The sequence below is a fragment of the Candidatus Pseudothioglobus singularis PS1 genome (assembly GCF_001281385.1).
Classification (GTDB): Bacteria; Pseudomonadota; Gammaproteobacteria; order PS1; family Pseudothioglobaceae; genus Pseudothioglobus; species Pseudothioglobus singularis.
On the sequence record NZ_CP006911.1, the window covers coordinates 1,404,354 to 1,419,026 of the forward strand.

At 33.5% G+C, this 14,673-nt stretch carries 16 protein-coding genes; 7 read left to right on the top strand and 9 right to left on the bottom strand.

Annotation, left to right across the window (positions count from 1 at the left end):
* Nucleotides 1-5 precede the first annotated feature (5 nt).
* On the top strand, nt 6-1,673 hold the full coding sequence (locus W908_RS07090) for a glutamine--tRNA ligase/YqeY domain fusion protein (protein WP_053820529.1): 1,668 nt from the start codon (nt 6-8) through the stop codon (nt 1,671-1,673).
* On the opposite strand, the gene surE is transcribed toward W908_RS07090, so the two are convergent.
* From surE to lptG, 5 genes are all read right to left on the bottom strand, one after another.
* Nucleotides 1,667-2,413, bottom strand: coding sequence for a 5'/3'-nucleotidase SurE (gene surE / locus W908_RS07095; RefSeq protein ID WP_053820530.1), 747 nt, complete (start codon nt 2,411-2,413; stop codon nt 1,667-1,669). The two genes, W908_RS07090 and surE, sit on opposite strands and share 7 nt — an antisense overlap.
* Nucleotides 2,414-4,633 (bottom strand): ATP-dependent Clp protease ATP-binding subunit ClpA, encoded by a 2,220-nt coding sequence (gene clpA, locus W908_RS07100; protein ID WP_053820531.1) that lies wholly within the window; start codon nt 4,631-4,633, stop codon nt 2,414-2,416.
* Nucleotides 4,634-4,732: 99 nt separating this feature from the next.
* Nucleotides 4,733-5,836 (bottom strand): trimethyllysine dioxygenase, encoded by a 1,104-nt coding sequence (locus W908_RS07105; protein ID WP_053820532.1) that lies wholly within the window; start codon nt 5,834-5,836, stop codon nt 4,733-4,735.
* 23 nt (nt 5,837-5,859) lie between these two features.
* Complete coding sequence (clpS, locus tag W908_RS07110; RefSeq protein ID WP_053820533.1) at nt 5,860-6,159, bottom strand: ATP-dependent Clp protease adapter ClpS; 300 nt, start codon at nt 6,157-6,159, stop codon at nt 5,860-5,862.
* Nucleotides 6,160-6,162: 3 nt separating this feature from the next.
* Nucleotides 6,163-7,245, bottom strand: a complete 1,083-nt coding sequence (gene lptG, locus W908_RS07115) for an LPS export ABC transporter permease LptG (protein ID WP_053820534.1) — start codon at nt 7,243-7,245, stop codon at nt 6,163-6,165.
* 47 nt (nt 7,246-7,292) lie between these two features.
* On the opposite strand from lptG, the gene guaA reads away from it, so the two are divergent.
* From guaA to W908_RS07140, 5 genes are all read left to right on the top strand, one after another.
* Nucleotides 7,293-8,867, top strand: coding sequence for a glutamine-hydrolyzing GMP synthase (gene guaA, locus W908_RS07120; RefSeq protein WP_053820535.1), 1,575 nt, complete (start codon nt 7,293-7,295; stop codon nt 8,865-8,867).
* A 32-nt stretch (nt 8,868-8,899) separates the two neighbouring features.
* Nucleotides 8,900-9,685, top strand: coding sequence for a class I SAM-dependent methyltransferase (locus W908_RS07125; protein ID WP_053820536.1), 786 nt, complete (start codon nt 8,900-8,902; stop codon nt 9,683-9,685).
* Complete coding sequence (locus W908_RS07130; protein WP_053820537.1) at nt 9,685-10,302, top strand: LysE/ArgO family amino acid transporter; 618 nt, start codon at nt 9,685-9,687, stop codon at nt 10,300-10,302. The genes W908_RS07125 and W908_RS07130 overlap by 1 nt, the downstream gene beginning before the upstream one ends.
* A gap of 34 nt (nt 10,303-10,336) precedes the next feature.
* Nucleotides 10,337-10,789: a tRNA adenosine(34) deaminase TadA gene (tadA, locus tag W908_RS07135; RefSeq protein WP_053820538.1), complete on the top strand. Its 453-nt coding sequence runs from the start codon at nt 10,337-10,339 to the stop codon at nt 10,787-10,789.
* Between the two features lie 93 nt (nt 10,790-10,882).
* A complete protein-coding gene (locus W908_RS07140; protein WP_053820539.1) occupies nt 10,883-11,731 on the top strand; it encodes a Wzz/FepE/Etk N-terminal domain-containing protein in 849 nt (282 codons plus the stop codon).
* Between the two features lie 6 nt (nt 11,732-11,737).
* Here the strand turns inward: W908_RS07140 and fabG are convergent, their stop codons facing one another.
* The 4 genes from fabG to rplU form a co-directional block, all read right to left on the bottom strand.
* Nucleotides 11,738-12,478, bottom strand: coding sequence for a 3-oxoacyl-ACP reductase FabG (gene fabG, locus W908_RS07145; RefSeq protein WP_053820540.1), 741 nt, complete (start codon nt 12,476-12,478; stop codon nt 11,738-11,740).
* Nucleotides 12,471-13,406, bottom strand: coding sequence for an ACP S-malonyltransferase (fabD, locus tag W908_RS07150; protein ID WP_053820541.1), 936 nt, complete (start codon nt 13,404-13,406; stop codon nt 12,471-12,473). Before fabD ends, fabG begins: the two co-directional genes overlap by 8 nt.
* 77 nt (nt 13,407-13,483) lie before the next feature.
* Nucleotides 13,484-13,741 (bottom strand): 50S ribosomal protein L27, encoded by a 258-nt coding sequence (gene rpmA, locus W908_RS07155; RefSeq protein WP_020024764.1) that lies wholly within the window; start codon nt 13,739-13,741, stop codon nt 13,484-13,486.
* Between the two features lie 10 nt (nt 13,742-13,751).
* Complete coding sequence (gene rplU / locus W908_RS07160) at nt 13,752-14,063, bottom strand: 50S ribosomal protein L21 (RefSeq protein WP_053820542.1); 312 nt, start codon at nt 14,061-14,063, stop codon at nt 13,752-13,754.
* A 120-nt stretch (nt 14,064-14,183) separates the two neighbouring features.
* Between rplU and W908_RS07165 the strand changes: the two genes are divergently transcribed.
* The gene (locus W908_RS07165; RefSeq protein WP_053820543.1) at nt 14,184-14,672 is read left to right on the top strand and encodes a peptidylprolyl isomerase; all 489 of its coding nucleotides are present in this window, start codon (nt 14,184-14,186) and stop codon (nt 14,670-14,672) included.
* Nucleotide 14,673: the final 1 nt, after the last annotated feature.

The following is a 14,673-nucleotide window of genomic DNA, read 5'->3' on the forward strand; positions in this document are numbered from 1 at the left end:
CAACAATGCCTCCAAAGAAGACATCTGAAAAGTCAAGAAATTTTATACTAAATGTCATTGACGAAGATCTGTCAACTGGTAAACATTCTAGTGTTATTACCCGCTTTCCTCCTGAGCCAAATGGTTATCTTCATATCGGCCACGCTAAATCAATATGTCTAAACTTTGGGACAGCGAAAAATTATAATGGATATTGCAACTTAAGATTTGATGATACTAATCCATCAAAAGAAGATATTGAGTTTGTTAACTCTATAAAAAAAGATGTTAACTGGCTTGGCTTTAGCTGGAATAATGAAGTTAAGTTTAGCTCAAGCTACTTTGATATATTCTATCAATCTGCTGTAGAACTTATCAAGAAAAATTTAGCCTATGTGTGTTTTTTAAGTCCTGAAGAAATTCGCAAATATAGAGGTACTTTAAAAAAACCTGGCAAAAATAGTCCATTCCGTGATTCAACTATAAATGATAATATAGTTCTTTTTGACAAGATGAAAGCAGGTGAATTCAAGGAGGGAGAGTGTGTACTCAGAGCAAAAATTGATATGGCTTCAAGCTTTATGTGTATGCGGGATCCAACCCTATATCGTATTCGCTTCGAAACGCATCACCAAACTAAAGATGATTGGTGCATCTATCCAATGTATGATTTTGCTCACTGTCTTGGTGATGCAATTGAAGGTGTAACTCATTCTATATGCACTTTAGAATTTCAAGATAATCGAAGAATTTATAATTGGACATTAGAAAATTTAGATGCCTTTAACAAACCTGATAGACCTCATCAATATGAGTTTTCTCGATTAAATCTTGAGTATGCAACGACTTCTAAACGAAAACTAAAACTTCTTGTTGATAATGATTATGTTTCAGGCTGGAATGACCCTAGAATGCCAACAATCTCTGGCCTTAAGAGAAGAGGCTATACTCCAGCCTCAATTAGAGACTTTTCAGAGCGAATTGGCGTTTCAAAGGTTAATAGCCTTACTGATATTTCTATTTTAGAGTCATCTATTAGAGATGATTTAAATCTAACTGCGCCTCGAGCAATGGCTGTAATTAATCCAATAAAACTCGTGATTGAAAACTATCCTGAAGGAAAAATTGAATCTCTTAGTGCACCACTTCATCCTCAAAATGAAGAAATGGGGGCCAGGAAGATTTTCTTTAGTCGTGAGATTTATATTGATAAGGATGACTTTACAGAAGTAGTTCCAAATAATAAATATAAACGCTTATCAATTGATAAAGAGGTTCGCCTAAGAAACTCATATGTAATAAAGGCGTCACGGTTCAATAAAGATGAAAATGGAAATATATCTACTATTTATTGCACTTATGACCCAGATACTTTAGGTAAAAATCCAATTGATGGAAGAAAAGTTAAAGGTGTTATTCATTATGTTGAATCTACTAAAGCTATTAGTGCTAAATTTAAAATATATGATCGCCTTTTTTTAGACTCAAATCCTTCTCAATTTGATGATATGTCATTAGCACTTAACCCAAACTCACTAATTATAAAAAATGGCTATGTTGAGTATAGTCTTAAGAATGTTGAAATAGGAAAAGCATATCAATTTGAACGAGAAGGATATTTTTGTAGAGATACTGAATCAGAAGGATTAGTATTTAACAAGACAGTTGGCTTAAGAGATACCTGGAGTCAATAATTAATTTTTTCAAGCCAATCGGTTACTTGCTGAATTTCAGGATATTTAGTTAGATCAATCTGAAGAGGTGTGACAGATACAAAATTATTAGAAATTGCATGAAAGTCTGTACCTTTTTCGTTATCAGACTCTTTGCCATTCTCCCCAATCCAAAATAAAGATGGATCTTTTAAATCTTGAATACTTGGCTCAGACTTATGCCGATTTCCTAAACGAGTACTCTTAATTCCCTTAATTTCACTCATTGGGATATCAGGAACGTTAACGTTAATAATTGTATTGTAAGCAAGAGGTGCCTTCTCAATTTGAGCAACAAGAAGCTTGGCTATCTTTCCAGCAGTCTCAAAGTGCTTACATTCCCAACTCGCTAATGAAACGGCAATAGATGGAAGACCTAAAAATCGCCCCTCAATTGCTCCTGCTACAGTTCCAGAATAAATAACATCATCTCCAAGGTTGGCACCTAAATTAATCCCAGTAACAACTAAATCAATTGACTCTTTAATAAAACCACATAAAGCCAAATGCACACAATCACTTGGGGTTGCATCAATCGCATAAACATTTTTTTCGATTTGAATTGGCTTTAATGGCTTACCTATAGTCAATGAACTACTGGCTGCTGATTTATTTTCACTTGGAGCAACAATAATAACTTCTGAAATTTCACTAAGTGATTTCGCAAGCTGGATAATTCCCTCAGCTTTATAGCCATCATCGTTACTTATAAGAATTCTCATTTAAGAGATGTTTAGGGTAATTTTATCTTTATTGATACCAACTTTAACAGTTCCGCCATTACTTAATTTTCCAAAAAGAAGCTCATCAGCTAAAGGCTTACGAATCTCTTTTTCAATTAACCTTATCATTGGCCTTGCCCCCATGTTTGAATCGTAGCCATTTTCTGCAAACCATGTTCGGGCATTATCTGAGACAATTAGAGAGACATTTTTTTGCTCTAGGACATCCTCAAGCTCAAAAATGAATTTATTAACTACAAAAACCACTATATCTTCACTTAATGAATTAAAGTAAATAATTTCAGAAAGTCTATTCCTAAATTCAGGTGTAAAGGTTTTTTTTAGCTCTCCTTCATAATCCAATGAATGGTCTTGTTCATTAAATCCTATTGATGCTCTTTGAACATTTTGGGCACCAACATTAGAAGTCATAACAAGAATAACATTACGGAAATCAACTTCGCGTCCATTTGCATCAGTTAGCATGCCATGATCCATGACTTGCAAAAGAAGATTAAAAACATCTGGATGAGCTTTTTCTATTTCATCCAGTAAAAGAACTGCATAAGGATTTGAGTTTACCGCTTCAGTTAGAAGTCCGCCTTCATCATACCCAACATATCCGGGAGGGGAGCCAATTAGTTTTGAAATTGAATGTCTCTCCATATATTCAGACATATCAAAACGCAATAATTTAACACCCATAATTCTGGATAACTGCTTACAAATTTCTGTTTTACCTACACCAGTTGGACCAGCAAATAAAAATGAGCCCATCGGTTGTTCAAGAGGAGAAAGTCCAGAGCGAGAAAGTTTAATAGCTGTTGATAATGAGTCAACAGCATTATCCTGTCCAAAAACACCTAGTTTTAAATCTTTTTCAAGGTTTTGAAGTTGAGTCTTATCATTGCTGTTAACTTGCCTAGATGGAATACGAGCTAGTTTAGCAACAATATTCTCTATATCTGAAACACCAATATTTATTTTTCTTTTAGATTTGGGCATTATTTGTTGAAGCGCTCCAACCTCGTCCATGACATCAATTGCTTTATCTGGAAGACGCCGATCACCCATATGTCTGTGTGTTAATTCAGCAGCAGAAGCAAGCGCTGCAGACGAAAATTTAACCTTATGGTGTGATTGATAATATTTCTTTAAACCATGAAGAATCTTAATTGTGTCTTCTACAGATGGCTCTTCGATATCAATCTTTTGAAAGCGCCTAGCTAGAGCATGGTCTTTTTCAAAAACTTTTCTATACTCTTCATAAGTAGTAGAACCAATACATTTGAGTGTGCCATCAGCCAATGCTGGCTTTAGAAGATTAGACGCATCTAAAGATCCACCAGACACACTTCCAGCTCCAATTAAAGTATGAATTTCATCAATAAAAAGAACAGCATTTTTATCTTTTTCAAGTTCATTTAAAACCGATTTAAGTCGTTTTTCAAAATCTCCACGATACTTTGTGCCTGCAATTAAAACACCGACATCTAAAGAATATATCGTCGTTTTCTTTAGAACGTCAGGAACTTGGCCGTCAACGACTCTTTTAGCAAGTCCTTGAGCAATTGCAGTCTTTCCAACTCCAGCCTGCCCAACAAATAAAGGATTATTTTTTCTTCGTCTCGATAGAACCTGGACTGTTCTCATGACTTCTTCTTCCCTTCCAAGTAATGGGTCAATTTCACCTAATCTAGCCTTATCACATAGGTTCCTAGTGAAGGATTCAAGTGAAGAGGGCTTTGTTGACTTTTCACCTTCAACTTGTTTAGTTTCCTCAGTCGGTGAATCGGCCAATTGAGATGAAATCCCCTCCATCACATCAAGCCTAGAAATATTATTTAGCTTAAGCATGTAAACAGCATGTGATTCTTTCTCAGAAAAAATACTAACAAAAACATTCATTGCATTCACAGAATTTTTTTGTGCAGACTGAGCTTGATAAACACTTCGTTGCAAAACTCTTTGAAAGCCTACAGTTGGAACAATGTCAATTTCTGCATCTTCAGAGATTATGGGTGTATGTGAGTCTATGTATTGTTCTAGCTCTGCTCTTAATTCATCAATATTTACTCTCTTACCTCGAAGAAAAGCTACCACCTCATCCATGTTTAGCAGCGCTAATAGCAGATGCTCAACAGTCACAAACTCAAGGCGGCGATTTCTCGCCTCAGTCATTACCATATTAATTTCTTGTTGAAGTCCTTGTTCAATCATATAATATTCTTATTAATTCATAATCTATAAGTAAGATTTTAACACCTCTGAAAGGAATTTGATTTAAAAAAAATTCAATTTATGTGGTAAATTATCCAACTAAATTGACCTCAGCTTACTTTCAAAATCCTCACGATTATGATAGCCACCACAAAGCTGTCGATAGCCAGTGAGTGAAGAGCGTGCATGAAGAACTCTCCAGTTATCAAATGTCAAAACTTTGCCAGGCTCCAACATAAACTGAAATTGACGATTTTCATCATTAGCCAAATTATGGAAAACCTTGTAAGCCTCATAAAATGAGTTCATTAAATCATTTTCAAGCCTAAAAGGAGCTCTATCGTGATTATTAAAACTTACTTGAACAACTTTACCCTCATCATTAACTCTGAATAAAGGCCGCTTAGCCTCTAAATATGTATCGGTCTTAATATATCTTCCTGGAATATTGATTGAGGAAAGTATTTCAAAATATTCAGGATACTCAATTCTCATTTTTTCAGCAATTGCAAGCCCATCTACTAATTGATTCTCGCCGCCAATTGAATCTTTCTTAAGGCAATGAAGTGTTTGAAGTCCAGGCGCATCATGAACATAGGTTCCATCAGTATGAGGCTCAATTGCAAGTGAAGTAAAGGCAGTGTCATCTGGATTTTCAAGCTTGTTATCCCAAACTGAAAAACCACCAAATATTGAATTTCTTACATAAGCCATTCTTTCCATAATCTCTTTTGTTGCACTCGCAGAAGCTGGCGCTTCATTTACCAACACGAAACCATTTCTTTGAATATGTCCAAGCCATTTTTTTAACCCTCCATCATCCATAAACTCATCATAAATCATCTCTGGAAAAAATTTAATTTCACTAGTTGAATTCCAATAGATACCATTATCTAGAGCTTGCGCAGAAGGCGGCTTAACTACCGACATAGAGTCAAGCAGATCAAACGAAATACAGCTTTCAGAGTGATCTACCCACTCAACTATTACATTTTTTTCATTTTGGTCTAGTGTTGCATTAATTATAGAGTTATCTGGCGTCTCACTGAATACATCAACTTGACGCTGTTTTGAGTCTGGATGAAGATCAACTTTGCTCTCACTATGGTCTCTTATCCAAAGCCAAGGAAAACAGCTAGACGATCCATCATTCCAAACTATAATTAACCCATCATTTTGTGGGTTTATTGATTGAATTGACATAAATAATACCTCCAAAAAGATAACTAAAAACTACCTTCCCTAAGAACTGACATTAGAGGCTGGTCGTTTTTTCGAGAATATTCTATCACTTGCGAAACTTTTGTTTGAGCAACATCATATGAATATGAACCACAAACTGCCTCACCATCGATATGAATTTTAAGCATAATTGCTTCTGCTGCAAAAAATTCTTTATGAAAAAACCTCTTAAGTACCTCTACTACAAAGTCCATAGAGGTGTAGTCATCATTTAATAAAAGCACCTCAAAACGACTAGGCTGTTTTAGCTTTTGTTTTGAAGTTTTTGTTTCGTTCATTGACATTCTTTATTGATTTGATTTATTCATTAATACTATAACTGCAATCAACATTATTACTATTGCAGGCAAGAAAGAACTAAATATTGGGCTAAAATCAAAACTTAGTGCCAAAGCGCCACCAATTCGAGTAAATAATTCAAACAATAAACCTAATGCCGCACCAAAAAATATTTTCCTTCCAAGTGTTACATCACGTGTAGATCCAAAAATAAACAGCATAGCCAGTAAAATCATTGCAATAAGAATTAATGGCCTTGCTAGTCTCTTATATAGTTCTACCTCAAATACTTCTGCTCTTAACTTATTATCTGTTAAAAAATTTATCTGCTTAAGAATAGTAAAAGTTGTTAGATCTTTAGGCTCTTTCTCAAGACTATCAATCATATCCTGGTCGAAAGCAACACGCTTATTATATAAATTTCGCTCTTTTAATGCGATTTTGTCAAATGTATTTGATGAGCTAATTGAAAAAATATTTGTAGCACCCATATTAAGAATTTGACCGTCAAAGATTGCACTTTTAGATTCAACAACTCTCTCAATCTTATTCGATTTATTCACTTCAATAATAGTTACTCCATTTAGTAAACTCCCATCAATATTATTTTCAACATTTATAAAATTATCTCCATCTCTAATCCAAAAACCATCTTGATTAGTCGAAAAACTATTTTGACCCAAGGCAATTGAACGCTCATCTTCTGCATATTTAGTTATAACTGGGGCTACTAACTCACCAATTACAGTTAAGAAAATTAAGAAAATAATTGCATTTTTCAAAGTAAGCCAAGTAATTTTTAGTATTGAAATGCCTGAAGCTCTAAATATAATTAATTGTCCAGTAGTTGCTAAATGCCCCATACCAAGGATACATCCTAATAGAATTACTGGTGCTACCTGCTCATAGGCTACCTCAGGTATCTGCAGTAAAATATAACTAAATGCCTTAAGAATTGTATAGTTAACTGTTCCAACACTATTGAGTTCAGCTAAAAAATTAAAAAAACTATAAATACTAAGCCAAACTATTAGAACAACTAGTGAATAAGTTAAAAGAGTTTTAGCAATGTAGCGATCTTTAATTTTCATTAAAATAACATCTATAAATAAATAATTTTCTATTAAACATTTTCATTATGTCAAACATACTTCATCATAAAATTTTAATTCTCGATTTTGGCTCTCAGTATACTCAGCTAATTGCTCGAAGAGTCAGAGAGGCTGGAGTATACTGTGAACTTCTTCCTTACGATGTTAGTTCCCATTTTATTGAAAATTTTAATCCGAGTGGGATTATTCTTTCTGGTGGTCCTGATTCTGTAACTGATGAAAATTCTGCAAGAGCTCCTGAAATCATATTTGATCTTAAAGTTCCAATTTTAGGTATTTGTTATGGTATGCAAACATTAGCTATACAGTTGGGAGGAGATGCGACTAGTGCTAAAAAAGCTGAGTTTGGCTTTGCAAAAATTCGTGCTAGAAATCATTCTGATCTCTTAAATGAAATAAATGATGGAAAAAACTCTGATGGCCATGAATTTCTTGATGTTTGGATGAGTCATGGCATAGAAGTTACAAAATTACCTCCTGGATTTGAACTCATTGCATCTAGTGAAAACTGTCCAATTGCAGGCTTTGTAAATAAAGATCAAAATTACTACGGGCTTCAATTTCATCCTGAAGTTACTCATACAAAACAAGGGGTAAAAATTTTAGAAAGATTTATTTCTAATATCTGCAAATGTGAAAGAAAGTGGACCACAGAAAATATTATTAAAGACCTTTTACTTAAAATTAAATCTCAGGTTGGTGATCAAAAAGTTCTTTTAGCTCTTTCAGGAGGTGTTGACTCTTCGGTAGTAGCTGCACTTCTCCATAAAGTAATTGGTGATCAACTCACATGTGTTTTTGTTGATAATGGGTTATTGAGACTTAATGAGGGTGATGAGGTAATGCAAACCTTCGAAGAAAATATGGGAGTTAAAGTAATTCGTTCTAATGCCCAACAGCATTTTTATGAGCAATTATCTGATGAAAGTAATCCTGAAAATAAAAGAAAAATTATTGGTAATGCATTTATTGAAATTTTTGATCAAGAAGCTAAAAAATTAAACAATATTAAGTTCTTGGCTCAAGGCACTATTTATCCTGACGTTATTGAGTCTGCAGGTGCGGCATCAGGTAAAGCAAAAGTAATAAAATCTCACCATAATGTTGGTGGTCTCCCAGAAGATATACAATTTGAGCTAGTTGAACCTCTTAAGGATCTCTTTAAAGATGAAGTAAGAGCTATTGGAATAAAACTTGGTCTACCAAAAAAAATGCTCTACCGTCATCCTTTTCCAGGTCCTGGCTTAGGTGTTAGAATTTTAGGACCAATCAATAAAGAATTTGCAGAGACTTTAAGGCACGCTGATAGTATTTTCATAGAAGAACTTAATAACTTTAATTTGTATGATTCAGTTAATCAAGCTTTTGCTGTCTTTCTTCCTATCAAGTCAGTTGGGGTAGTGGGAGATGAGAGAAGATATGAAAATGTAATTGCATTAAGGGCTGTAGAAACTATTGATTTCATGACTGCAAGATGGGCAAGACTCCCTCATGACTTCTTGGACCATGTTTCAAATAGAATTATAAATGAGATTTCAAAAGTTTCTAGGGTAGTTTATGATATCTCAGGAAAACCTCCTGCAACAATTGAGTGGGAGTAATTAAAATCCTGGCATTAATTAAATAATTAATTATGAAATCACAATTCACACTGCCCAAATTTCTTCAACCAAAAAAAATATCCTCTTTAAAGCGCATTGGTGGAAATAATGATGGAGGTTACGTTATTGATGAAAGAAATATTTCAAATTCAGATATTTTAATTGGTCTTGGAATGAGTGATAATTGGCACTTCGAAGAGGAGTTTAATTCAATTAATTCAGTCCCTACATATATCTATGATGGAACTGTGAGCTTAGAAATTTTCTTAAAAAAATGCAAAAAGTATTTCATAAGGATAAATAAACCTAAAATTTTTATTCACTGGCTTAAAACTTCATATAACTACATTAAATTTTTTAAAGATGATAAATTTCATCTAAAGAAACTTGTTGGTATTGATGATCCACCAGATTATGTTTCTCTTTCAACAATTTTAAATAAATCAATTATTAAAAACTATTCACATATTTATTTAAAAATTGATATTGAAGGCTGGGAATATCGCTTACTGGCAGATTTGATAAAATATTCTGAGATAATAGAAGGATTAGTAATTGAATTTCATGATGTCGATCTTCATATCGATAAAATTGAAAACTTTGTTAGTCAATTTCCTCTCAACCTTATTCATATCCATCTTAACAATTATGGTCCCTTAACTATAAATAAGATTCCTCATACGATTGAATGTTCTTTTTCTTCAGGGCCAGTCAATCAAGTCTTAGCTTCAGATTTTCCAAATAATTTAGATATGCCTAATAATCCCAATTTAGATGAATACACCTTGAGTTTCTCAAATAAAAACTTTAATACCTAGTGATATCAGCTTTTATTACCGGTTTTTTACTTGGACTTTCTTTAATTGCGGCAATTGGTGCTCAAAATACTTTCGTTATAAGCCAGGGTATTAGTGGCAAACATGTTTTTTATGTTGCGCTATTTTGTGCAATTGCTGATGGACTGTTAATTAGTATTGGTGTTTTAGGTGCTTCTTCTGTATTAAACAAATTTATTACTGATTTCTCCAACGTAATTTTTGGTTTAGCTTCAGTTTGGCTTTTTGGATATGGAGTCATGAAGTTAAAATCATCTTTTCAAGCTAATAAAAGTCTTGAAATTATTAATTCAAACTCAAAGAGCTTAAAATCTACTATTGGTATTTTAGTAATTCTAACTTTCGCCAACCCTCATGTATATCTAGATACAATGGTACTTATTGGAACATATTCACAACAATTTATTGGAGTAAAAAAATTTGCATTTTCAATTGGTGCTATATTTGCAAGTTTTGTTTTTTTCTTTAGCCTAGCATATGGTGCAAAAAAAATAGCACCTATAATGAGGAGTTCGACTTCTTGGCAAATTCTTGACTTTATAATCGCTTTAATTATGTTTTCAATAGCTTTTAATTTTGCTTCTTCAATAGACTGGTAATAAATTTGAGTGGTTTTTTTATTAAAATATACTTATGGTAGAAGATGAAAAATGGATGAAATTTGCAATTCAAGAAGCCGAAATTGCAATGGAAAAGGGCGAGGTTCCAGTCGGCTCTGTTCTAGTTCATAATAATCAAATTATTGCAAAAGCTCATAATTGTCCTATCTCAAAAAATGATCCTTCTGCTCATGCCGAAATTGAGGTTCTTAGAAAATCTGGCCAAAAATTATTGAACTATAGATTACCAAAAACAACAATGTACGTTACCTTAGAGCCTTGTGCAATGTGCCTTGGAGCTATGATTCATGCGCGTATTGAAAGAATTGTATTTGGGGCTTTGGATCCTAAAAGTGGTGTTTGTGGCTCAGCTGCAAACCTTTTATTTGAACCTTTTTTTAATCATAAGATAGAAGTTAATGGTGGAGTTCTAGAGCAGGATTGTAAGAAAGTCCTGCAATCATTTTTTAAATTACGCAGAAAATAAAATACCTTTTATATGTCGTATTGAATTTAATTAATATGTAAAGCTAATTTTAATTCTATAAAATAGAATTTTGATTAACTAAATTAATTAATAATGAGCAGTAATTTAAGCACGCCTCAATTCGTTGAAAATGAAATTGATTTTCGAGAAATAATAAAAGCACTTAAAGAATCTAAAAAATTAATAATTTCAACTATATTAATTATTACGACTATTTCTATTTTTTATACCATTTCTCTTAAGCCTATATTTAAGTCAACAACTCTAATTGAGATTGGTTATTTTGAGATGCCTGGCGGGGTTAAAGAGATAATTGAAACACCTTCTATCTTAACTGAAAACTTAAAAGTAGACTTAATATATAAAAATCTGGATGATTATTTACATGATGCTCTCACAATTCAGGCTTTAGAAAATAAATTAATTAAATTTGAATTCACTTCAAAGTCATCTGAAACAAATAAAGAGCTATTGAATCGTATTATTAATTACATTTATGAGCGTCATAATCGTCTTTCTAAATTAATTTATTTGAAGAAAAAGAATTTATTAACTGTTGAGATTGAAAGCATAAAAGCAGAGATATCTTATATCAAGTTAAAATTATCAGACCTAAATCAATCCACTTATCTAAATATTATTGAAAACTTAAAACATGAAGCTCAAGCAACTAGTCGTTTAAATCTTCTGAATGAGAATGCAGGAGCTACTGATAAATTATTTAATTTAAATCAAAGACAGTCAGCCTTATTGAATAAATTAGAGATACTTAATAGTCAAAATATAATCGGCAGTCAAACTATTGGTGATATAAGGACAATAACTATAATGCCAAAAAATAAATTAATAATATCATTAGGTTTTGTTATTGGATGCATATTTAGTATTTTTTTGGTATTTTTAAAAAATTCTATCCATATAAATAGAGAGCTCAAAACATAGAGTTTTTTATACAGTATACATACCACCATTTACATGAAGGGTTTGGCCAGTAATATAAGATCCACTATCCCCTGCTAGAAATAATACTACCTGTGCGATTTCATCAGGAGTTCCCAATCTCCCCATTGGAATTTGAGAAGCCAAAGCATCTTTTTGTTCATCAGGCAAGCTATCAGTCATATCAGTTTCGATAAATCCAGGCGCTATTGCATTGACAGTTATCCCTCTAACTCCAACTTCTCTTGCCAATGACTTTGTAAAGCCTATCATCCCAGCTTTAGCTGCTGCATAATTTGACTGTCCCGCATTTCCCATGGCTCCAACGACTGAAGTAATTGAAATAATTCTTCCTGAACGATTTTTAATCATCCCCCTTAATACAGATTTTGACATCTTAAATACTGAAGAAAGATTTGTATCGATAATATCCTCCCATTCATCATCTTTCATTCTGAGAAGTATATTGTCTCTGGTAATACCAGCATTATTAACAAGAATATCAATAGATCCAAAATCATCATTTACAATCTTAAGCAAACTAGAAATTTGCTCATTATCAGTAACATCTAGTTTTATACCTCTTCCAGATATTTTATTTTCAGCAAAAACTTTTGAAACATTATCAGCGCCATTTTCAGTAGTCGCTGTTCCAATAACAGTTGCTCCAGCCTCACCTAAAGTTAATGCAATTGCTTTACCTATTCCTCTGGATGCACCAGTAACAAGAACTAATTTTCCATCAAGCATTTGATATCTCCTCAATAGTAGATTTTAATGAACTTACATCTATTATAGCTGAAGCACTTAATGATTTATCTATACGCCTTGTAAGCCCTGTAAGGACTTTACCAGGCCCTGACTCAATAAGCCTCTTCACACCTGAACCCTTCATCTTTTTTACTGAGTCAGTCCAAAGAACTGGCATATACAGTTGGTCAACCAACTTATCTTTTATATTTTCAATATCACTTCCAAAATTTGCGTCGACATTATGAATCACTTTAACATTTCCATCCTTAAAGTCAACATGATCTATATAAGTTTTAAATTCAGCAGCAGCATCTTTCATCAAAGAACAATGGGATGGGACACTTACTGGAAGAACTAGCGCGCGCTTTGCTCCAACATCTTTCATAAGTTTACAAGCATGAGAAACTGCATTTTTTTCACCAGCAATAACAACTTGCCCTGGAGAATTAAAGTTAACTGCTTCAACAATTCCTCTATTACTAGCTTTTTGACATATTTCAACAATAACCTTATCTTCTAGACCAAGTATTGCTGCCATTGAACCTGTGCCATTTGGAACAGCTGCTTGCATTAATTCACCTCTTTTTCTAACTAATTGAATCGCATCATAAAAACTCATAGTGTTTGATGCTACCAGTGCAGTGTACTCTCCCAAACTATGGCCAGCCATAGATACAGTAGTCAGACTAATCTCCTCTGACAAAACCTTATAAGTAGCATATCCTGCAGCAAGCATTATTGGCTGAGTGTTTTCAGTAAGATTAAGTGCCTCTTGATCATTATTAATGATCTTCCAAAGATCAACACTAATAGAGTCACTTGCCTCTTGAAAAACTTCATTTACAACTGAAAAGTTACTATTTAGATCAGATAGCATTCCTAAAGATTGTGACCCTTGGCCAGGAAAAACGATTGAATATTTCATAATGAAGTAAATTATAAGTGAGATTAATAATAAAAAAGCGCCTGAAGGCGCTTTTTTAAATAATAAATATCTAACAATTAGGCAGTTTGAATCGAGACATATTGACGATTAAATTTGCCTTTCTTTTCAAATTGGACTTTTCCATCAGCAACTGCAAACAATGTATCATCTTTTCCTTTCTTGACATTAGTTCCAGGGTGGAACTTTGTGCCTCTTTGACGAACAAGAATATTTCCTGCAAGAACTGCTTGACCACCAAAACGTTTTACACCAAGTCTTTTGGATACCGAATCTCTACCGTTATTAGTACTACCGCCAGCTTTTTTATGTGCCATAAATTACTCCTTATGCCTTAATTTTATCGATCTGTACTTCTGTGAACAACTGACGATGTCCTTGTTGCTTCATGGAGTGCTTACGACGTTTAAATTTTAGAATATGTACTTTTTTACCTTTACCCTGAGAAATGACTTTAGCTTCGACAGTTGCCTTTGCAACAAGCGGCGAACCAACCTGAACTTTGTCACCATCTGCAACCATCAACACCTCGTCAAAGGTAACTTTTTTTCCAGGTTCGACTTCAAGCTTTTCAATCTTTAGTATTTCACCTTCAGATACTCGGTACTGCTTTCCACCTGTTTTAATTACTGCGTACATAACAAATCCTAATATGATTGTTAAAAAAAAGAATGAATTATACTTGAACACTGCTCTTAATGAAAGTAGTGTTAACTAAATAAGTTATAATTCCATCTTTTAAATTAACTGAGATTAAACATGATTATTTTAGAGACCAATATGGGTGAAATTCATATTACTGTTGATGCTGAAAAAGCACCAATTACTGCCAAAAACTTCACCGATTATGTGGAAGAAGGATTCTTTGATGGCACTATTTTTCATAGAGTGATTCCAAACTTTATGATTCAAGGTGGCGGTATGACAGAAGACATGGTCCAAAAAACAACAAAGGCTACAATTGAGAATGAAGCTAAGAATGGCTTAAAGAATGTCAAATATAGTCTTGCTATGGCTAGAACAATGGCTCCTCACTCAGCTAGTTCACAGTTTTTTATAAACACAAATGATAATCAGTTTTTAGATTTTCCTGGCCAGGATGGCTGGGGATACTGCGTTTTTGGTGAGGTAGTTGCAGGTCAAGATATCGTTGATAAGATTGAAAAAGTTGAAACAATCAACCTTGGAGGACATGCTGATGTTCCAGGCGAAGCTGTCATTATTTTAAAGGCAACGATACAAGATTAAT